At 67.8% G+C, this 20,184-nt stretch carries 23 protein-coding genes; 19 read left to right on the plus strand and 4 right to left on the minus strand.

Translation table 11 applies throughout. From position 1 onward, the window contains the following. Positions 1-5 precede the first annotated feature (5 nt). From KBX50_RS04695 to KBX50_RS04735, 9 genes are all read left to right on the plus strand, one after another. Entirely contained in the window at positions 6-386 is a 381-nt protein-coding gene (locus tag KBX50_RS04695) for a hypothetical protein (RefSeq protein ID WP_210934923.1), read from the plus strand. After that, complete coding sequence (locus KBX50_RS04700) at positions 383-913, plus strand: hypothetical protein (RefSeq protein ID WP_210934924.1); 531 nt, start codon at positions 383-385, stop codon at positions 911-913. The genes KBX50_RS04695 and KBX50_RS04700 overlap by 4 nt, the downstream gene beginning before the upstream one ends. Continuing rightward, complete coding sequence (locus KBX50_RS04705) at positions 913-1,395, plus strand: single-stranded DNA-binding protein (RefSeq protein ID WP_210934925.1); 483 nt, start codon at positions 913-915, stop codon at positions 1,393-1,395. Before KBX50_RS04700 ends, KBX50_RS04705 begins: the two co-directional genes overlap by 1 nt. A 27-nt stretch (positions 1,396-1,422) precedes the next feature. Next, positions 1,423-2,244, plus strand: a complete 822-nt coding sequence (locus KBX50_RS04710) for a hypothetical protein (protein WP_210934926.1) — start codon at positions 1,423-1,425, stop codon at positions 2,242-2,244. A 390-nt stretch (positions 2,245-2,634) separates the two neighbouring features. Then, positions 2,635-2,811 (plus strand): hypothetical protein, encoded by a 177-nt coding sequence (locus KBX50_RS04715; RefSeq protein ID WP_210934927.1) that lies wholly within the window; start codon positions 2,635-2,637, stop codon positions 2,809-2,811. Beyond that, positions 2,808-2,969, plus strand: a complete 162-nt coding sequence (locus tag KBX50_RS04720) for a hypothetical protein (RefSeq protein ID WP_210934929.1) — start codon at positions 2,808-2,810, stop codon at positions 2,967-2,969. Before KBX50_RS04715 ends, KBX50_RS04720 begins: the two co-directional genes overlap by 4 nt. Further along, positions 2,966-3,214, plus strand: coding sequence for a hypothetical protein (locus tag KBX50_RS04725; protein WP_210934930.1), 249 nt, complete (start codon positions 2,966-2,968; stop codon positions 3,212-3,214). The genes KBX50_RS04720 and KBX50_RS04725 overlap by 4 nt, the downstream gene beginning before the upstream one ends. A 35-nt stretch (positions 3,215-3,249) precedes the next feature. Beyond that, positions 3,250-4,266, plus strand: a complete 1,017-nt coding sequence (locus KBX50_RS04730; protein ID WP_210934931.1) for an SPFH domain-containing protein — start codon at positions 3,250-3,252, stop codon at positions 4,264-4,266. A gap of 79 nt (positions 4,267-4,345) precedes the next feature. Beyond that, positions 4,346-4,669: a hypothetical protein gene (locus tag KBX50_RS04735; RefSeq protein ID WP_210934932.1), complete on the plus strand. Its 324-nt coding sequence runs from the start codon at positions 4,346-4,348 to the stop codon at positions 4,667-4,669. Positions 4,670-4,683: 14 nt separating this feature from the next. On the opposite strand, the gene KBX50_RS04740 is transcribed toward KBX50_RS04735, so the two are convergent. Beyond that, positions 4,684-5,052: a hypothetical protein gene (locus tag KBX50_RS04740; RefSeq protein WP_210934933.1), complete on the minus strand. Its 369-nt coding sequence runs from the start codon at positions 5,050-5,052 to the stop codon at positions 4,684-4,686. A gap of 259 nt (positions 5,053-5,311) precedes the next feature. Between KBX50_RS04740 and KBX50_RS04745 the strand changes: the two genes are divergently transcribed. The 5 genes from KBX50_RS04745 to KBX50_RS04765 all read left to right on the plus strand — a co-directional run bounded on the left by KBX50_RS04745 (position 5,312) and on the right by KBX50_RS04765 (position 11,263). Next, the gene (locus KBX50_RS04745; protein WP_210934934.1) at positions 5,312-6,376 is read left to right on the plus strand and encodes a hypothetical protein; all 1,065 of its coding nucleotides are present in this window, start codon (positions 5,312-5,314) and stop codon (positions 6,374-6,376) included. A gap of 33 nt (positions 6,377-6,409) precedes the next feature. Continuing rightward, positions 6,410-7,120, plus strand: coding sequence for an ATP-binding protein (locus KBX50_RS04750; RefSeq protein ID WP_210934935.1), 711 nt, complete (start codon positions 6,410-6,412; stop codon positions 7,118-7,120). Further along, a complete protein-coding gene (locus KBX50_RS33515; RefSeq protein WP_210934937.1) occupies positions 7,117-8,484 on the plus strand; it encodes a replicative DNA helicase in 1,368 nt (455 codons plus the stop codon). Before KBX50_RS04750 ends, KBX50_RS33515 begins: the two co-directional genes overlap by 4 nt. 69 nt (positions 8,485-8,553) lie before the next feature. Next, positions 8,554-9,291: a hypothetical protein gene (locus tag KBX50_RS04760; protein ID WP_210934939.1), complete on the plus strand. Its 738-nt coding sequence runs from the start codon at positions 8,554-8,556 to the stop codon at positions 9,289-9,291. 619 nt (positions 9,292-9,910) lie between these two features. Next, a complete protein-coding gene (locus KBX50_RS04765) occupies positions 9,911-11,263 on the plus strand; it encodes a glycosyltransferase (RefSeq protein WP_210934941.1) in 1,353 nt (450 codons plus the stop codon). Positions 11,264-11,493: 230 nt separating this feature from the next. Here KBX50_RS04765 and KBX50_RS04770 read toward each other — a convergent pair whose 3' ends face one another. After that, positions 11,494-12,897, minus strand: a complete 1,404-nt coding sequence (locus KBX50_RS04770) for a hypothetical protein (protein ID WP_210934942.1) — start codon at positions 12,895-12,897, stop codon at positions 11,494-11,496. A 206-nt stretch (positions 12,898-13,103) separates the two neighbouring features. Here KBX50_RS04770 and KBX50_RS04775 point away from each other — a divergent pair, with 206 nt between their 5' ends. The 3 genes from KBX50_RS04775 to KBX50_RS04785 all read left to right on the plus strand — a co-directional run bounded on the left by KBX50_RS04775 (position 13,104) and on the right by KBX50_RS04785 (position 15,247). Beyond that, entirely contained in the window at positions 13,104-13,337 is a 234-nt protein-coding gene (locus KBX50_RS04775; protein WP_210934943.1) for a DUF397 domain-containing protein, read from the plus strand. A gap of 530 nt (positions 13,338-13,867) precedes the next feature. Continuing rightward, a complete protein-coding gene (locus tag KBX50_RS04780) occupies positions 13,868-14,773 on the plus strand; it encodes a cupin domain-containing protein (protein WP_247673085.1) in 906 nt (301 codons plus the stop codon). A gap of 249 nt (positions 14,774-15,022) precedes the next feature. Next, positions 15,023-15,247 carry a hypothetical protein gene (locus tag KBX50_RS04785; RefSeq protein ID WP_210934944.1) on the plus strand — a complete coding sequence of 75 codons (225 nt, stop codon included), beginning with the start codon at positions 15,023-15,025 and terminating at the stop codon, positions 15,245-15,247. Positions 15,248-16,656: 1,409 nt separating this feature from the next. On the opposite strand, the gene KBX50_RS04790 is transcribed toward KBX50_RS04785, so the two are convergent. Together KBX50_RS04790 and KBX50_RS04795 are read right to left on the minus strand one after the other, a co-directional pair. Then, on the minus strand, positions 16,657-16,866 hold the full coding sequence (locus KBX50_RS04790) for a DUF397 domain-containing protein (protein ID WP_210934945.1): 210 nt from the start codon (positions 16,864-16,866) through the stop codon (positions 16,657-16,659). Positions 16,867-16,892: 26 nt separating this feature from the next. Next, positions 16,893-17,744, minus strand: a complete 852-nt coding sequence (locus KBX50_RS04795) for a helix-turn-helix transcriptional regulator (RefSeq protein ID WP_210934946.1) — start codon at positions 17,742-17,744, stop codon at positions 16,893-16,895. A gap of 231 nt (positions 17,745-17,975) precedes the next feature. Here KBX50_RS04795 and KBX50_RS04800 point away from each other — a divergent pair, with 231 nt between their 5' ends. Together KBX50_RS04800 and KBX50_RS04805 are read left to right on the plus strand one after the other, a co-directional pair. Continuing rightward, positions 17,976-18,605, plus strand: coding sequence for a GPP34 family phosphoprotein (locus KBX50_RS04800; RefSeq protein ID WP_210934947.1), 630 nt, complete (start codon positions 17,976-17,978; stop codon positions 18,603-18,605). Between the two features lie 38 nt (positions 18,606-18,643). Then, a complete protein-coding gene (locus KBX50_RS04805; RefSeq protein WP_374224574.1) occupies positions 18,644-20,161 on the plus strand; it encodes an APC family permease in 1,518 nt (505 codons plus the stop codon). The last annotated feature ends 23 nt before the right edge of the window (positions 20,162-20,184 follow it).

Here is a 20,184-nt window from a genome sequence, read left to right on the forward strand (position 1 = left end):
CGGCCGTGAGCGAGGTACACGAGGCCCGACCGGTCTGCCTGATCGGCTACACCCCGAAGGGGTCGATGCACTACGTCCGCGCCGACAGCCCAGACCGTGGGTTGTGCGGCGTGCGGTTGGAGTGCGTGCCGTTCCTGCAGCCGGCCGACCCGTTCGTCCATGACGCCTGCCAGGTCGCGCTCGCGGCGGCGCTGGCCGGCGAAGGCGAGGCGGCGGCGCTGATCCGCCCGCTGAGCGGCGAATGCCCGCACTGCGGTGGAAGCGTCGACGTCGACCAGTACGGGCTGGTGCTGGATCACCGCAAGGCCATCATCCGGGCGGGCATCTTGCAGCTGGCCGACGACTGGTGCTCCGGCTCCGGGCTACCGGCGGAGGACACGACGTGATCGGACTCTGCGTCGACCAGCCCGCTGCCTTCTGGAACACCCACCACAAGGGCAACCTGCGAGCGTTCGAACTGTGCGCCACCTGTCCCCTGCCGGCAGCCGGCCGCTGTGGGCCGCACCTGCGGCCGGTCGGGCTCATCGTCGCGGGGGTCGCCTACGACGACCAGGGCCACGCCTTGCGGCGATGCCCGAAGTGCGGCTACCCGATGCGCCGTCAGCTAGGACACCGCTACGGAGTGTGCAGCCGCGCTGCCTGTCCTGACGGGAACAGGCGCCGCAAGCGGCAGCAGGACGCCGCCACGCGGGCGCTGGGTCGCACGCGTCACAAGCCTGCCCTGTGCCAGGCGGAGATCACCGCGCTGACCCTCGCCGGCAAACCACGTGCGGAAATCGCACGCCAGCTCCAGTTGAGCCCGCGTGGCGTTCGGGCCGCCCAGGCCCGCTGGGGTTTGACCGGCAAGGCGCTTGCTCAGGCGTTGGCCGAGCACGCATCCACGACCACCCCCACCAGCAGGAAGGCCCAGTGATGGCCGGAGAAACGACGATCACCGTGATCGGCAACCTCACCGACGACCCGGAGCTGCGGTTCACGCCGTCTGGGGCCGCGGTGACCAACTTTCGTGTCGCCTCCACCCCCCGCTTCCTCGACCGGGCGTCCGGAGAGTGGAAGGACGGGGAGCCTCTCTTCCTGTCCTGCGCCTTGTGGCGGCAGGCGGCGGAGAACGTCGCCGAATCGCTGCAGCGCGGCTCCCGCGTCATCGTCCACGGCCGGCTTCGCCAGCGGACGTACGAGACACGCGAGGGTGAGAAGCGCACCGTCGTCGAGCTGGAGGTCGACGAGATCGGCCCGAGCCTGCGCTACGCCACCGCGAAGGTCCAGCGCATGAGCCGCACCAGCGGCGGCGGTACGAATCCGCGCGGCGGCAGCCCCGATGACCCGTGGTCCTCCGCCTCCGAGCCCGCGTACGGCTCCAGCGGCACCACAGGCAACGACGAACCCCCGTTCTGATCACGCCAATCTGGAAGGACACCCGCCATGAGCGACACCCCCACCAGCGATCCACAAGACATCTTCGACCGGATCTGGCGCCGACACGTGACGGTCCAGGGCCGCCTCATCGAGGACTTCGTGGCCCGGGAGTTGTACGACTACCGCCACGCCATGATCGAGATCCGGACGGTGTACAAGACCCTCACCGGCGGGATCGAACGTCCCGACACACCGCCGAATGTGGTGCTGGCCCACGCCGCGCGTATGGCCGCGACCGTGCGCACCGCCTACCTGGGCCACCGGGCGCTGGTGGTGCCGGACGACGCGCCCGGCGCGAAGGCGATCCGACGGGCCTACAAGCGGATCGCCGGCCGCTGGCTGGCCCAGACCCCCGCGCCTGCCGCCCCACACCTGCCGCCCGCGCCGGCCTGGATGACCGCGGCCTGGTATGCGCCATCTCACCGCGACCACGAAGTCGAGTACCGGGAGATTTGGCGGCAGCACGTCACGGACACCGAAGGGCGACTCGACCAGGCGAAAGTCGCAGAGATCCTCGCTGCCTACTGGCAGCTCCTCGTGTCGGTGCCGCAGGTCTACCAGGAGCTGGCGGAAATCTCGAAGCCGAACGCCATCGCCCACCACGTCATCGACGCCGCCGAACGGCGGTGGTCGGAGATCTACGCCGACCACCTGTGCGACGAGGCGCACCGGCTCAACGACGGCCCGGTGCGGACCGCGCTGATCGAGCTGGCCACCGAATGGCACGCCCCCGCCTGGGAGGAGCACCTGCGGGGCCGGCAGATCATCGCCGCGCTGACCTCGGGCCGCTCCGGCGCCTCCGCCCCCACCGCCCCAGCGGCGGCCTGACCCAGTAAGGAAGAGCATCCGGATGCGATGCGCACGCCACCACGCCGTCGGCTGCACCAGGCTGCTGTGCCGGCTGCTGCCCAGCCGCAGGTCCCGAGGAATCAGTGGCTCCGCCGACTCCCAGATCCGGTACGCCCCCGGGCGGTCCTCCGGACACCCAACCACCGGCCGCCGGGCCTTCGACGCGCCGGGGGGCGAGCCGATGCGCCCCGACGGCCCGGTGCGGGTAGCCACACACGGCGACGCCCGCCCTGCGGGGTCGGTGAACTCCCCAGATCTCGCCTTGAGGCGATCAGCACGTTCGGGCGGCTCCGCCGGCCACCGCGCCGAAGCCACCGACTACGCGCACGGCGGCTCGTCGAGCCGCTGCCGCGGCAGTGGGGGCTGATCGTGGACTTTTACGTGAAGTGGATCCTGATCATCCTCTACGCGATCAACGCCCTTGTTGTTGTCGCGACGATCGGCAAGCCACGGCGACCGCTCACCCCCCGCCTGGCCGCCATCAACCTCGCAGTCGCCGCGACCATGGCCCTCGCTGTGGCCCTGACCTGGGACACCAGCCGATGATCGACACCGTTTCGTGTGGGGTCTTCGCCGTCATCACCTTCGGCTACGGCCTCTACCGGGTCCGCCGTGGCGGTCGCGGGGCTGGCGGCGTCGCGCTGGTTCTCGCCGCGATCGCTATCGCGCTGGCCGTCGTCACCTTCCCCGGTGATGCCCGATGAGGGTCCTCGTACCGGTCTTCATCGCCGCGATCGCGGGCCTCGTCGCGTTGGCGCTCATCATCGTCAACCGGCCTCGCCCAACCCTGCCGGCCGCCGACCGACGGCTGCTCGACCAGGCCGCAGCCCTGATGGCCCGCATGGCCAATCCCACCAGCCTCGACCAGGTCGACCTGCTGACCGAGGAATCCACGCAAGCCATCTCCCGGTGGCTGCAGCTCTACAACGAGAGGCACGCACAGTGGTAACCCATCCCCACCGCTTGCACCGCGCCGCTGTCGTCATGGCGGCGCTGTCCGGCGCACCCACGCTGACAGGCGGCTCGTACCGCCTGGATGCAATGCCGGGCCCGGACCGCCGTCACGGTGCCGCCGCCCTCGCGCTGGCCAGCATGACGGCCCTGGTCGCCTGTTCCTACCGCACGGAGTCGGACGAGATCGTCCTGTACTACAACTCCGGCGCCGGCGAGAACACGACCTTCCGCGAGTGCATCGAGCCAGGCACATCCGGCCCGGAGCCCGTCGACGACCAGATCTACACGCTTCCGACGTCGCTGCGGACCTGGAACATTCGGCCATCCGGCGGTGACTCTGACCAACCGATCAAGTCGTCGTCGAAGGCCGGCCCGAACGGCCAAGCCGGCCCCGAGGTCGTCGTGTACGCGACCGCCGAGTTCTACCTCAACACCAACTGCGACGGGGGCGAGAACTCCCCGGTCGTGCAGTTCTGGGAGAAGACCGGCCGCCGCTACGGCGTCTCCAACGCCAGCGGCGAGTTCAACGACGAAGGCTGGCGCAGGATGCTGACCAACACCCTCGTCTCCGCTGAAGAGAAGGTGCTGCGCGAGCTGACCCGCATGCACACCGCCGACGACCTAGACGCCAACACCAACGGCATCTGGACGGAAATCGAACGGCAGCTCGGTACCCGCTTCAACGAGGAACTACGGGCACGTACCGGCGGCGACTACTTCTGCGGACCGACCTACGACCGCACGAGGAAGGACTGCCCGCCGGTCCGCATCGCGATCAGCGACATCAACTACGCCGACCCAAAGATCGCTGAGGCGCGAGCAGCGGTGGTCGTGGAACGGCAGCGCGCCGAGGCCAGCTACATCGCCGCACAAGCGAAAGTCCGCGAGGCACAGCTACTCGCCCAGGCCAACAAGACGCCCGGATACCTGGAGCTGGAGCGGGCCAAGCTGCAGCTGCAGGCCGCGCAGGCGTGTGCGGCCAATCCCAACTGCACGCTCCTCGTCGGCGTCGACGGCGGGCAGGTCAACGTCGCCGCCGGCAAGTAGCGCCCGGCACCGCGCGGCGCGGCCAACACCACGGGGGCCGCGCCGCGTCCCTCGCACCACCTGTGAACGAAGGCACCCGATGACCGAGTACCACCTCGCCCCAGTGCGCGACGGCCGCGCCGACTGGGACCATGCCGCGCTCCTGCCTGCGCTGAGCAAGCGGCAGCTGCACATCCTCGCGGTCATCCGGATCTACACCGCCGCCCAGGGATATCCGCCCAGCCTCGTAGAGATCGGCGCAGCGGTGAGCCTGACTCCGGCGACGGTCCTGTATCACCTGCGGCAGATGCGGGACAAGGGTTACCTGCGGCGAGAGAACGGGAAGGTTCGTGCGCTCGTCATCGCGGACCCGCCAACGGTGAGCGAAAGCCAGCTCGGGCTCCTAGCCGGCGGTGCCCCGTGATCCGTCGAGCCCCATCAGTCCAGGGCCAGTTCCGGCCCTTCACCCAAGGCCAGGCACGCCTGGCTGTAGTAGGCCGGCGGCAGCATGGCGGCCACGGGCCGGCTGAGCCGCAGCAACGTGACGTGCGCTCCTGCGGCGACTGCGGACAGCGTCTGCGTCCACTCCTGCCCACGCACCATGTCGACGCTCTTCAGCTGGCGCAGCCCCATGGGTGGCTCGCCGATAGCGCCACGGGCCCGGTCGTAAAAGTCCAGCGGCACGAGGACCGTCGCGATGGTCGAGCCGCGCATGACGATCAGCCGGTCGCCGTTCTCCACGCGGGTGAGGGAGTCGCTGAAGGCAACGCGGGTTTCCTTCGCGCCCATGATCCGCACCCTGCCCATCGCCGGATCGTATCCCACGCTCCGACGCCGACCGGGAACACGCCGCCCTGTCACCACGAGACTCATCGGTTCCCCTTCGCCGCCACTTCCAGGACTCGCCATACCTTGTCCCTTAGGATACGGTCCACCTTGATCGATTGCAATAGGCACATCGGTCCGTATCGACGTTTTTACGTCCTCGCGGGACAAATGTGGGCAGGGGAGACGCAACGGTGAACAGTTCCACGGCAGGGCGCGCGCGGAAGGCGGTGAGCAGCTGATGGCCCGTAGCGAGGCACGAGTCTCGGTCGACATCTGGGACGACGAGGACTTCATCGAGGTCACCGTCCCGGCGCAGTGGCAGTTCTTCTTCCTGCTGTCCCAGCGGGACCTCGCCCACTCAGGAGTTCTGCCGCTACGCGAGCGGCGATGGGCGCGCTCCGCGCCAGACCTCACTGAGGCTGACGTCATCAGGAACATCGCCGAGCTTGAGCAGAAGCGCTACGTCGTCATCGATGACGACACCGAGGAGCTGCTCATCCGCTCCTACATCAGGGGCGACAAGGTGTTCAAGCAGCCAAACGTCCTCCGCTCGGCCGCCGACCACCTGCCGCTGATCGCCAGCAAGAAGATCAAGGCGACGCTGCTGGTGGAGCTGTGCCGCATCGACGCGGAGGAAGACATGGCGGAAGGGTCCCGCCAGATCCTCAAGGAAATGATCTACACGCTGGAACGCGAGGTAGGCCAGGCTTCCGCCAGCCCCTCCGCGACCCCCACCCAGAACCCTTCGCCGAACCCTTCCGGGAACCCTTCACCTGAGGGTCAGAACAAGCCATCGGCGGACCCCACGCGCGGTGCCCCAGGGGAAAGGGGAGTGGTTACGGCCGTACGTAGTGATTCCCCCCTCCCCTCGCCACCTTCCCCTGACTCCGCGGCGACGGCTTCGCCGTCGCCAAACGCCGCCGACGAGCCGAGCCCGCCGCCTGGTCGGGACGAGCCCGGTAGCCGGCCCGACGTCGACAAGATCTGCCAGCACCTCGCGGATGCGCTGGTCAAAGCCCAGTACAAGCGGCCTCGGATCACCAAGCGCTGGCGGCAGGAGGCTCGCCTCCTACTCGACGAAAAACGGCCGAACCCGGTCGACCTCGACAAGGTCCTGAGGGCAATCGACTGGGCCATGGAACACGACTTCTGGCGACGCAACATCCAGTCCACCGCGTCACTACGCAGGCAATTCGACCGGATGCGAGACGAAGCCACCACCTCAGGCCGGCGCGGCAACGCCGGCACCACAGCGAGCGCGGCGTGGAACCCGACGGACCCGGAAACCTACTTCGACAAATGATGATCTTGCGGCTGAACTGGAGGGCCGAACAAGATGCGCAACGCGACCGATGTGGCACGCGCCGTCGTCGCCAGGCAAGGCATCGACCTCGACGAGGTCTTGGCGCAGGCCGGCTCGGAACCGGTCATGGACCCGCGCGGTTGGATTCACCCGGACCCGGTGGCGCACCGGATGGAAGCCTTGGGTGAGCGGCTAGCCCACGAGTTCGAGGGCACGTTCGCTGACGCCCACGTCGACCACTCCGGCATCGCCCTGTGGGTGCGCCGCAACCAGGCGAGAGGCGACGGCGGAGGCCCGGCGAAGCCGTGGCTGACTCTGCGAGGACTGGCCGGCCGAGGCAAGACACACCAGATGTACGGGGCCGTGCGCGCGATGGCCACGGCCGCCGCGCAGGCCAACCGCACGTACCGCTGGCGCATCATCACCCACCCAGAGCTGAACCGCAGGCTGCGCCCACAACCGGACAACTCGCACCTGCCGCTGATCGACTTCTACAGCGATCTCGACCTGCTCGGCTGGGACGACTTCGGCGCCGGCAGCTTCAAGGACTACGCCATCGAGACGACCTTGGAACTGCTCGACCGACGCTACCGACGCAACCTCCCGACGATCTTCACGACCAACCTGAACTGGGAAGACATGGGCGAAAGGCTCAGCGGGCGAGTGCCGTCACGGCTACAGGAGGGCACCGTCATCGACCTCAAGGGGCCAGACCGTCGCCTGACCTTGGGTGAGCGGCTGTGACCAGCACCGACACCGGGCAGCGGACCTCCCGTCCGTACGATTCGCAGCCCCGCTCCGTCCCGAGTGACGAGATGTGCGTCATCGGCGCCGTGGTCCAGAGCCGACAGGCCCTGGACGAGGTGTCGCTGATCCTGTCCGGCCCCGACGACTTCTGGCAGCCGCGCAACGCGATCATCTACCGCGCGGCGCTGGAGCAGCGAGACAAAGGCGGGGCCATCGATCCGCTGCTGATCCTCGCCAGTCTCGACCCAACCGTTCTGCGGAACATCGATGGTGGGCCCTACCTGCACACCTGCATGGCCGCCATTCCCACGATCGCCAACGCAGCGCACTACGCCCACAACGTCCGCAAAGCCGCGACGCTGCGCAGGGCAGCCGCACACGCCCAACGCGCCGCACAGATCGCCGCCAACTTCGCCATTGACCACGCCGACGAGGGCATCGCTCTGATCCAGCAGTCCGCCGGAGATCTCGGCGTGGACGGCCGGGCCGCGACAGCACGCCCGTGGGGTGACGTCGCCCGCGACGTGTTCGAGGCAATCGAGCGGATCGAGCAGGAGGCCAAGCAGGCAACCCTGCCCGGGATCCCGACCGGCTGGATCGACTTCGACCGCCTCACCAACGGCCTGCAGCCCGGACAAATGGTGATCATCGCCGGACGGCCGGCCATGGGCAAGACCGTGTGCGGACTCAACGTCCTACAGAACGCGGTCATGCGCGCCGGCAAACGCGGCCTCTTCTTCTCCGCCGAGATGGACGCCGTCGACATCGGCATGCGCATGCTCGCCGCTGGCGCCAGCATCCCGCTACATGTGATCAAAAGCGGTCAGCTCACTACCGACGACTGGGTGAAGGCCGCCCGGTACGTGGGCGACACCGGCGAGGCCGAACTGCTCGTCGACGACACTCCCGGCGTCAGCTGGGCCCACATCGAGGCAACCATGCACCGCCTCGAAGCGCAGGACAAGCGGCCCGACATCGTGGCCGTGGACTACCTCGGGCTGATGCAGCCACCCGACCCGCGCAAGCCCCGTCGCGAGCAGATCGACGACCTGACCCGGATGGGCAAGTTGTTCGGCAAGCGGTGGGGCGTGGTGCTGCTGATGCTGTGCCAGCTCAACCGCGGCAACGAGCAGCGCACCGACAAGCGCCCCCAGCTCAGCGACCTACGCGAGAGCGGCAGCATCGAAGCCGACGCCGACATCGTCGTGCTGCTGCACCGCGACGACTACTACGACAAGGAATCCCCACGGGCAGGGGAGATCGACCTGATCGTCGCCAAGCACCGCGGCGGACCGACCGACACCATCACCCTCGGCGCGCAGCTGCACTACTCGCGGCTGGTGTCCCTTGCCGTCGTGTAGCGGCACCCCGAACCCTCCGCGACCCGCGCGGATGGATACACCCCATGGAACGAAAGGAACCACCCCAACGTGACCGCAAGATTCGTCAACGGCGTACGAGTCCTCGCCGACCAGGACGCCCTCTCCCCGCTGAAGGCTCCCCACGGACAGGCCGTCTACTGGAAGCAGATCCGACACCTGCTGCTTGAGAACGAGACCGAAACCTACGGCTGCGTGCACGACAGCTTCACCCACCCGGACGCGCAGCAAGTCCTTATCCACCTCCGTAGCTGCCCCGCCAAGCCAGCAAAGGCGGGGAGGGACGCCACCCAGGTGCATGCCGCGCCTCCGGGCGACGTCAACGCCCCCGCCCCTGTCGGGTTCCCGCGCACGCCGCAGGCTCGCACCGAGCCCTCCCCGCCCGACTTCACTCCCGCGCGGATGCCCACCCGGATCCCCAACCACACCAACGTGCCGCCATCTGCCGGCCGGCACACCAACGCTGGCACGAACGGCCCCACCGCCGCCCGCTACCGGCGAGGCGTCAACGCTGGCCCAGCCCAGCCCACCGCCCAGCCCACGACGCACGAAGAATGGCAGGACATCGAGCCCGCCAGCCCTGCACCGCCCCCACGGCCTTCCGCCGCATCCCGGGAACAGGTTCTCAAGCGGCTCGCCCTGGTCGACCACCTGGAGAAGGAGAACCAGCGGCTGCGTGAGTGGGGCACCAACTGGAAGCGGCGCGCCCAGACCGCCGAGGCGGAGCTGAACGCGTGGGAAGCCGCGGTCAGCGGTTCGAAGGTTCGTCGCAACGCGCGGCGCACCTGAACCCGTCCGGGGGTCCGACGGCCGGGCCGTCGGACCCCCGGGACGAATCCATCCCGAAAGGGCTGTCCGGCTCGTCCAGTTGGGGACTCCGAGCCACCCCCGCCGAACGACAGGCGGCGCGGGAGAACCACCATGGGTGCGCGCGTACAGCGCCACCACCGCCCGTCGGAGGTCGATCGGCGCTCGACGGCCACCGGCGCATCGACCGAATGTCCCCTTCTCGACCTGCTGGCGGAACCGGGTAGTTCGCCCCCTTGACGCTGCGTATGAAACATCCTTACCTTGCCAAATGGCAACAGGCCATTTTGGACCTGGACGCCTGTCCAGGTGCCAACCAGGCCGAAGCGCGGTCACGAGGCCCGGTACCCGACCCATGGGGGCCGCCTGGCCGAGGCATCAAGCCGATCGATTGAAAGTGGGGATGAGGCATGGAAACGTCCGGAGGATCGCTCCCAAGGACCGGGGCGGGCGCGGTCACCCTTGGCGGAGGCGTCGCTGGGTGGGAAGGCAGCATCAGCATGCCGCTCCCACTCGCCATCGCACTCACCGGTGTCGGCCTGGTCCTGCTCGGGTCGCTGGCCGTGCGCCTCGCATGGCGCCGTAGGACCCCTGCGGGCCAGTGACCGCTCGCCTGGTCAAAGGGCGTCACCTCTTCGCGGCGGCGGTCGTTCTGGCCGCCGCCGCGGCATGGATGGCCCATCACGCGCTCGCGGTGCTCGGGGTAGTTCAGGGCGCCGGTAGCGGCCACGGCCTGACGGTCGCCTACGCCGCCATGTTCCTGCTCCTCGTCGTTCAGTTCGGCGCGGCCTACCTGGAACGGCCCGCCGTGATCGAGCCCGACAGCCAGGCGACACTCGACGATCTTCACGTCGTTGCCCTCGTGCCGGCGTACAACGAGGACGCGAAGGCGCTTCGGGCGTGCCTGGAGTCAATGATCTTCCAGACGCGCAAGCCCCAGCTGATCTACGTCGTCGACGACGGCTCCAAGCACACCGAGGGATACCAGGCAGTCAAGCGCTGGTTTCTCGACGCCGCTCCAGTACACGGCATCGGCGCCGCCTGGTACATCCAGAGCAACGCGGGCAAGCGGCACGCGCAGGCCGCCGCCATCAGGTCCACCCCCGACGCGGACATCTACTGGACGGTCGACTCAGACACAATCTCCGACCCGGACGCGCTGGCCGAGCTGCTCAAACCGTTCGCCAACCCACAAGTCCAATCCGTGGCCGGCATCGTCATGGCCGCCAACGTCAAGTCCAGCTTCCTCACCCGATTCACCGACCTGTGGTTCGTCGCCGGGCAGCTCACCGACCGTTCATCCCTGTCGGTGGTCGGCTCCGTGTGGGTGAACTCCGGGCCCATCGCCGCCTACCGGGCCGACATCATCCGCGAGAACCTCAAGTCCTACCTGACCGAGACGTTCTTCGGCCGCCGGGTCCCCTTCAGCGACGACAGCATGCTCACGTTGTTCGCGATGCTACGCGGCCGGACCGTGCAGCAGCCCACCGCTTTCGCCTACTCCCTGATGCCGGAAAAGATCAACCACTTCACCCGGATGTTCCTGCGTTGGATGCGGGGCAGCTTCATCCGGAGCTGGTGGAGGGTCCGCTATCTGCCGGTCGGCCGAGTCGCCTGGTGGCTACACCTCGTACGGTGGGCGCAATCGGTAGCCGCGACCATCCTGTTCGTCGCGGTCATGATCGTGGGCCCCGCAGTGGACTTTCGGGCCGAGGCGCTGCCATGGATGCTCGGCGTTCCCATCGTCGTGGGCTACGCCCAGACACTGCGCTACATGACCATCCGCCGGTCAGACCAGTCCACCCTCTACCAGTGGGGCACCTGGGCGCTCACGCCAGTCTCGGTGTTGTTCGCCCTCGTCGTACTGCGCGCAATCCGCTGGTACGGCGTGGCTACCTGCTGGAAGACAGGCAGCTGGGGAACCCGACAGTCCGTCGAAGTCTCCATGACCTGACAGGCCCCGAAGCCCTCTGAGCCCGAAGCCGGCCGCGTCCCCACCGTGGCCGGCTTCGCTGCATCAGTCTCGCCCGTGACTGTCCCATACGCCGAGCGGCCCTCTCCTGCGCGGCGGGAGATGGGTACGCCGTTCGGGCCCACGACCGGCGGGCGTGGGCGGGATCCCGACTGGGCGGGGCGCAAGGGCAAGTGGCCCCCGGTTCGGGGATGTCCTCTTCGGCGGCCGATTCAGTTCGGTCCACTCGGTGGAGCCGATCGGGCTCCTTGCCGCCGCCAGGTGGCCGCTCTCGCGTCGAGCCGCACGGCTGCGGCGACCCCGCGTTGCCGGTGGGGGCGAAGCGCTGCTCGCATTGTGCCTACCGCTGTGGCCGCGCGTCCGGATTGGATACCGGCGAGACCTTCCAGGGCCTTACTCCAGGTTACGCACGCCTGATCGATATGCCCTCGCCGGCACTGCGTCTCCGCGAGGCGGCTGAGAGTCAGGGAGTAAACCCGTGGGTGTGTCGTCGGGTTCCAGCACGCGACCGCTGCCCTTAGTTGCCGTTCAGCGCCAGCGTGGTCGCCCAACGCAACGAGGGTGTCAGCGATGTGGCTGGCGATACGTGCGGTTCGCGAGCCACCGACAGTCATCCACGCCGGTGGCGCCTCATCGGTCGCGCGGCCGGCCAGCCGTTCAGCCTGCCACACTGAGGTGAGGGCGTTGCGGCGGTTGCCAGCGAGCGCGTGTGCTTCGGCGAGGGTGAGGTGAAACATGGCTTCGGTGGCGGGGTCGACCCGCCCACGCACGAGCGACTTGGCGGCTTCGGCAAGATCCACGCATCGACCGATCCTGCCGAGCCGGTTAGCTTGATTCGCAAGAATCCGCAGGCAGTAGCCGGCGTGCCCTGGGTCGCCGGAGGCATCCGCCAGCTGATAGGCGGACAGGTAGTACCGCTGGGCGACACCCTGGGCATGGCCGGCGTCGTGGGTCTTCCAACCGGCGAGGTAGGCGAGCTGAGCGGCGGTGGCAAGCATGGCCCGCCGGGCGGTTTCGTTGCGGAATACAGCACTGCACAGAGCCATCACGTCGTTGGACAGGTAGTCCACCACGGTCGTGCGGCCGTGGGCTCCGCCCAGGCGCTCGTCGAGATCGTTGAAGGCGGTCACGATATGCCGCACCGCGGCGACGTCGCTCATGCCGACGGCGCGGGCGTCGAGGGCAGACACTGAACGGTGTGCCAACTCGCGGCGGTGGTCCAGCGGGAGCGCCAAGGCCGACAGGGAGTAGACGATCCCCGAACTGATTAATGCGCGTCGGTTCAAGTCGCTCCTTCCCAGCTCCACAACCGCGGCTATCGGGTCCTGCGGTAGGTCGTCCAGCCCGGGATGACTCGGGGCATCGGGATACCCGATGTCGGCGGCGGACAGCGGCCGGCCTGTGCATCGGCGTAGTGCCTCGACCAGATAGCCGAGGGTACGCGGTTGGGGCCGAGATCCGGCTATCCAGTGTGCGACGGTGCTGCGATTCGCGTTGACGTGGACGTTGTCGTCGTCGCGGGCCACCTGCCTGACGGCTCGCGCCACCCCGTCGTACGACAGCCCAGAGTCAGCGATCACCGCAGCGAGTGCGTCGTTGCGCTCGCGGTGTGCCACGGGTCCTCCCGCGCCTGAGGTTGAGGGTGAAACGCATTAAACACCCAGCACCAGTCAGACAGGTAGCGCGGATCCGACTACTGAGGGTTAGGTAGAAGCGCCCGGCCCGGTCGGCTCCCGTGGAAAGCAGACGACCAGGCCGGGGAGGTGCACCACGGCGCGGGGACCGAATCCCCGTACAGCAGCACCCGGAGGGAGATTCTCTCATGACGAGAGATCTGTACGAAGAGATCGACCCGCGCAGGGTGAACCTGCGGAAGCTGTGCGGCGGCGGCATCACCAGCTCGATGGAGAGCTGCGTCGCCGCAGGCGTCGTCCCGGGCAACCCGGACGCGATCGTGATTGGCGACTCGAAGCTCGGCGAGGCGTCGCCGCTGCTGATCTTCGAGCGCGGTGAGCTGCAGAACTTCGTCAACGCATTCAACGCAGGCGAGATCTGATCTACCCGGCTGGCCGCGCGGTGAAGCGCGGCCAGCCACCACCTGAGGGGACAATGGCGACCGTGGAGTTGCACTGGCACGGGTACGGGCCGTGGACGGGCCCGCACGAGACTTTCGCACGGAACCACCAGCACGAACGTGAGCCAGGCCCGGATCCCGGCGACGCACAGACGGCCGCGTTCCTCCGCTCGACGGTGCCAGCGATACAAACCGGTCACTACCTGCTTCGCCGATCGCAGACGACACGGGAGCGGACCTGGACCGACGTGCAGAATGCGCTGCACTGGCTTGCCGAACTGTACGAGACGCGCCTACCCGACCCGACGCTCAGCTACTTGAGCTTGGCCGCACGCCTGGAGCACACACGCACACACCTCGAAGGCGGCGTTGACTCCTTGTGGCACTACACCCAGAGCCTGAACGTCAACCGCTGTGTCGTCTTCGCGGTCATCTGCTGTCCGCACCGCCACCACACCAGGACGCCATGCCCCCTCCCGCCGAGTCCGAACTGATAGACGCTGGGAGATCACATGTCCCTCGAAATGCTCCTCGGGGCCGAGGCCGGCCGGGCCCTGCTCACGGCCTGGCCCGAATGCCCCTACACGCTCACGCTTCCGGGCGATAGCCCGATCGGACGAGCGATCAACGCGACGACGATCCTCGGGTTCCTCGACGCCGGCTGCGCTCCGGCCTCCTACGTCAACGTGTACCACGAGGGCGAAGGGGTGCATCCGGCGCGCTTTACGACCGACGACCGGGTGACGCCAGCGGCCGTGCCGGTGCTGCTCAACCAGGGTTGCACCATCCAGCTACGCGAGCTGAACCGCTGGCATCCGCCGCTGGGCGCCATCTGCGCGAGCATCCAGAGGCAGACCGGCTACCCGGGGTACGTCACAGCGTTCATCACCCCCGGCGGCACACAGGGGCTTGACTATCACTGGGACCAGTACCTGGGGATCGTCGTGCAGCTGGAAGGCTCGAAGACCTGGGAAGTATGGAAACCGAAGGTCACCGACCCCTACCGCGATCACTTCATGTCAACGAACCTGTGGGATGACAAGTGGGTTGAGCAGTGGAAGGGGAGCACACCCGACCAGACGTTCGATCTCCACGCTGGGCAGGTGCTCATCCTGCCGAGGGGTTGGGTGCACAACCCACACTCACGGAACTCCGCAGAGACCAGCGTTCACCTGACCTTCGTGCTGAAGGAGCGGACGCCGCTCTGGGTCGCTGAGCGACTGGTCGGCAGCGCGATCAACGACGCCCGTTTCCGACGCGTCATCCCACCGCAAGGTCTGGCCGCCAGCGAGATGAGCAAGACGATCAACGAAGTACGGTCCCTCGTGGCCGACTATCTCGATGGGGTTGACCCCGACGCGTTGGCGCGTGCCCTGCGGTATGCCGCAGAGAATGAGACGAGCCATGCCACGGTGTGACCCCCCACTGGGCAGACGCCGGCTTGAACGTCGCTACCCCCAGTCGAGATATAGCTTGTCGTCACGCTCAGAGCGCCTCAGCTGAGGCAGTCCGTACGCGATCGACTGCCCAACAGCCTGAGAAGCCAAGCGGAGCCGGCCGCAGTCCCACTACGGCCGGCTTCGCCGTGCGTGCCGCCCAGAATCTTTGCCCGGCGCTCGGGCCGGGCGTACGGTCCCGCCGTGACGTCCGTTTCGCGAGGTGGGTAGATGGCAGACGGCGACGCAGCCCGCGCGATCCGCCTGGGTCTGCTGCTGCTCACCGAGCTGGTCACTCCGATGCATGAGTGGCTCGACGGTCAGCGGATGTACTTCCGAGCGCAGGGGTACACGGAGCCGGAGGCCCGAGCGATGGCCGCGGCGACCTACGTCGCTGTCTTCGGCAATCCCATCCACGCGCCGCCCAACGGTCGGCCACAGGCTGATGAGTCGTGACCGATCCCCGTGGTGCGGGCGGTGGCATCGCTGGCTGCACCATCACACCCGGCTGCACCTTCCCACCGCACCCTGCGAGCGCTCATCCGTGCGGGACCCCACACGTGCCCGGCAGCGCCTGCAAGCACTGTGGGAAGGCTACGCCCGCTGGCGGTGGCCCGTGTGCGGAGTGCTGGACCCCTATCACGATCGCGGACGCGAAGGCGCTGTTTGCCGAGGCTGGCCTCTCTGTGGACCTCCGGAGCTGATGGGTTCGCTTGAAGTGGGGGTCGCGGTGTGGCCTTGGGTGGGCTCGCCCCCATCGGACTGTCGGCGCGCGGAGCCCCACCTACGCAGGCCGAGCCGGGCTCCCGTCGAGCCGGTGCGGCACGGATGGCCGGAAACCGCCCATCCACTTTGGGTGATTCTCTTGTGACCTTGGTGGCAACGTGCCAAAGTGACTATTGCCGGTAGGAACGAGGCCGGCGGCGTACCGGGCAAGTCACGAGGACGCGGGTGGGAGCGATCTCCGCCAGCAGCCGTTGAGACCGCAGCTCCCGCGTCCCCCAGCAGGGCGCGCCTCCGGGGATCCCCCTCTCCGGGCGCGCGCCCGACGGACCGGTGTGGCGGCAGAAGTCGGGGAGGGCTCCTGCCGCCACACCGCCCCTTTAGAGGGAGGCTGACGATGCGGCGATTCTGGATCTTTCGGCTCTGGCGGCGCCGGCGCTTCCGGCGCGAGTTCAGGGCGTTCGAGGCGGCTCTCCGGAGGCCGTTGGGCGGTCGCGATGGATGATGCGCACCGCACCGATCGCGCACCGCGAGGGGGTCGCGGCGCGGCTTCCGTCCCCCGCTGGTACGTCGGAACGGCGCGAAGCGTGGCGAATGTCGCCACGCTTTCACCGCAGCAGATCCTCAACCGGCAGCTCTTGGCCGCCCGACGTGTCGTTCAGCGTCACCCGCGTGACGACTCTGGCATGTGCGGGAGTTGTGGGGTGGTCGACTGTGACGCGGGGGTAGCAGCGCAGGCGCTTTTGGATCGATTCGCCGAGGCGCCCGAACCGATTTTGCGGGGTAAGCGGTGAGGGCCGACGGGCTGGCAGCCGCGCTCGCCGACGGCAGCGATCAGGATGAACGGACCTGTCTACCGTGTCGGGTGGCGCAGACCGCGAACTGGTACCACACGCCATGTCCAAGGCCGGTGCTGGACTCGGCGGGAAAGCCTGTCCCCGGTCCCGCGTGTGCTTGCCCGTGTAGGTTCATGCCGGCGGGGCAGGCCGTCCTGGTGCCCGTCGAGGGGTGCCCTACCGAAACCACTGATTGATCGAATACTGGCAATTCGCTGTCCGTGTGCGTGAGAATACGAGAAGGCCCCGTGGCGCTACGTCCGTCACGGGGCCATTCCCATTCATCGGCAAGAACGCGCGGGTGGGTCAGCTGGGCAGGTTGAACTTACCGTCCTTCGTCGCGCTGATGAAGTTCATCCACCCCGCAGCGTCGAAGACCAGGGCGGGTCCGCCCTGGTCTTTCGAGTCGCGGACGCCCGTGCCGGCGTCGAGGTCGGCGACCTCTACGCAGTTGCCCTGGCCGTTACTTCTGCTGCTCTTGACCCAGTGGGCGCGGGCCAGCTCGTTGCGGTCCATTTCCCCTGTACCTACCTCTCTATGCCTTACTTGGCCTTGGCGATCCCCGCGATGAGCGCGGCTGACTCTCGGTCCGACAGTGCCACGCCGCGGAGGTAGTTCAGGCTATCGCTACAACGCCCAATGTCTTCTGGGTCCTCCAGGTAGAAGCCTCCACCCAGGTTCTCCAAGTAGACGGCCGGCGGGTCGCCCTCGCCGAACTCGAAGAGCGTAAAGCCCGAGCCCATCGCAGGATAGGCCCCCACGGAGTACGGCACGACTTGAATCGTCACCGCTGGGCGCTCGCCGATGTCCAGCAGGTGCATGAGCTGCTCTTTCATCACACCCCGGCCACCCACCTCGCGGTGCAGCGCGGCTTCGTCGATGACGGCCCAGAGCATCGGTGGGGTGCGGTTCTGCAGGACCCGCTGGCGAATCATTCGCACGTTGGTCAGCCGTTCGCTGATCTCGGGTTGCAGGCTGGGGCGCCACGATACGAACACTTCGCGCGCGTACGCCTCGGTTTGCAGCAGCCCAGGGATGAACTGCGCTTCGTAGTTGCTGATGGTCGTGGCGTCTTGTTCCAGTCCGACGTAGGTCCGGACGGAATCGGTCAGGACATCCTTGTACGGATGCCACCATCCGCGACGTCGGGCATCTCGGGCGAGCTGGACTAAAGCCTCCGCTTCTTCGCCTTCCACCTGGTAGACGCTCAGCAACTCTCGGACGACGCCCGCGTTGACGCCGCGCCGGCCACTCTCGATCCGGCTCACCCTGCTCGCGTGGTAGCCGAGTCGTTGCGCGACCTGCTCACAGCTCAGCCCTTTCTCCTCACGCAGCTCCTTGAGCCGGATGTTGAGCCTGCGCCGCCTAATGGTCGGCCCCATCGGAGCGCCCATCGTGCCTCCCTTGCTGCATACATGTGCGCAATCGACTGATTTTGCCGCTCCGGGACCCGGCCGGCAAGGGCAGGTCAGGCATCTTCGATTTAGGCACGATGCCAGTATGGACGGTGCCTACCATCCTGTTGCAGAATCTCCACTACGCACAGCGGACCCCCGGTTGCGTGGCGCGACATAGACGCTGCGGCCTGTCCTGCGTCAGGATCCCCTCACGGGAAGGCACTTCCAGTGCTCGCCAATGACTTCTACCTCGTAGCCCATGACGACGTGTCCGGCCGCCGCAACCTCAGCAGCGGGGCGGTCGCCTTCGGGCTAGCGGGCGCGCTGCTCGGTGAACTGGTGCTGGAAGGCAAGATTTCGATCGACAACGGGCGTCTTCTGCTGCCCATGAGCGGGACCATCCCGCCTGCCGACGCCCTGGCGCACATGGTCTTCGAGCAGATCATCCGGGATCCGGACGACTACACCGTGCGGAACCGCATCCTGTACCTCAGCGCGACCGCCCTGGACCAGGTTGCCGACCGACTCGTGAAGGCCGGCCAACTCCAGCGCCAGGTCAGCCGCAGCATGTTCGGGCGCCGCGTGTCGTACGTCCCCACCGATTCCACCGAGGCGGCACGCCCGATGGTGAAACTCAGCTACCACGTCAACGGCCAGCGTCCCCTCGACATGTGTGGACTCACGTTGGCCGGCCTGGTGGAGACGACCGGACTCAGCCGCACGGTCCTGCCTACCGCACAGGCCGAGGACCTCGCCTTCTTGCGCCGGGATCTGCCCCGAATGTGGCGGCCCCTGCGCGAACTGGTTGACGAGGTCGGCGCCGTCATCGGCGACGCCGTGCTGAGTCACCGCCTGTAAGTGACCCGATCCACCCTCCCCCCGAACAGGAGTTGTTCGTGAGCAACGCTCCAGCCCCAGCTCGCGCCAGTCACGTGGCGACGACGCTCGCGCAGAACCGACTCGGCATCCCCGCCGTGATCTTCTTCGTGATGGCCGCTGCGGCCCCATTGACCGTGGCCGCCGGCGGCGTTACCGCTGGTTACGCCATCACCGGCCAGATCAGCATGCCCGTCGCGTACCTGGCCGTCGCGACCATCCTCATGCTGTTCGCCGTCGGGTACGTCACGATGAGCCGGCATGTCATCAACGCTGGCGCCTTCTACACCTACATCACGAGGGGTCTGGGACGGCCGGCAGGCACAGGCGGGGCGTTCGTCGCGCTCCTGGCTTACAACGCCATGCAGATCGGCCTCTACGGCGGCTTTGGCGTCGTGCTCAAGCAGTTCCTGCAAACCCACGCTGACATCAACCTGCACTGGCTGGTGTGCGCACTGATCGGGTGGGTTGCCGTCGCGGTCCTCGGCGTCCTACGCGTGGATCTCAACGGCAAGGTCCTCGCGGTACTGCTCATCGGCGAATGCGTCGTCGCTCTCGCCTTCAGCGCTGTCATGGTCGGCAACCCCGCCGAAGGACAGATCAGCGTCGCCACGCTCAACCCCGAACTCCTGCTTTCCGCAGGCATCGGCGCCGCCCTCGTCACCGCAGTCACCGGCTTCGTCGGGATCGAAGCCACGGTGGTGCTCAGCGAGGAGACGAAGGACCCCAAGCGCACCGTGGCCCGCGCCACGTATCTCGCAGTCGGCATCATCGGTGTGCTCTACGCCGGGGCCGCCTGGGCGATGTCTGTGGCTACCGGGCCCGCCAACATCGTCGAACGTGCCGGCACCGACGGACCGCAGCTCATCTTCAACCTGGTCAACCCGTACGTCGGCCAGACGGTGATTACCCTCGGGGAACTGCTGTTCGTCACAAGCTTGTTCGCCGCTCTGCTCGCGTTCCACAACACGGTCGCCCGGTACGCCTTCGCCCTGGGCCGTGAACGTGTACTACCCGCCGCGTTCGGCCGCACCAGCCCGCGTACGGCCGCGCCGGTGGTCGGTTCGACCGCCCAAACCCTGCTGGCCCTCGCCGTCCTGATCGGCTACGCCGTCTCAGGCGCAGATCCGTACGTTCACCTGTTCTTCTGGATCACCGTCACCGGCGGGCTCGGGGTGCTTGTGCTGATGGTGCTGACCTCCGCCGCCGTGATCGCCTTCTTCGCCAAGGACTCCCGCGGCGAGAACAACTTCCGCACCTTCGTCGCACCGGCACTCGCGACGTTCCTGCTCGGCCTGGTACTGATCATCACCCTCAAGGAGTTCGACACGCTGCTGGGTGTGGCGCCCACCTCGCCGCTACGGTGGGCCTTCCCGGCCGCGTACCTGGCCGTGTTGCTGCTGGGGGCGTGCTGGGCGTTCTGGCTGAAGGGAATGCGACCGGCCGTCTACGCCGAAATTGGCCGAGGTGCGAACGCCGGCAAACGGTCCACGGCGTCCCCCGAGGTCGCTCAGCCAGGTGAGCGGGTGCGCTCGTGAATCGCGCAGGCGAGCGGTGGACG

It is taken from the genome of Micromonospora sp. C51, assembly GCF_018070435.1.
GTDB lineage: Bacteria > Actinomycetota > Actinomycetes > Mycobacteriales > Micromonosporaceae > Micromonospora > Micromonospora sediminimaris.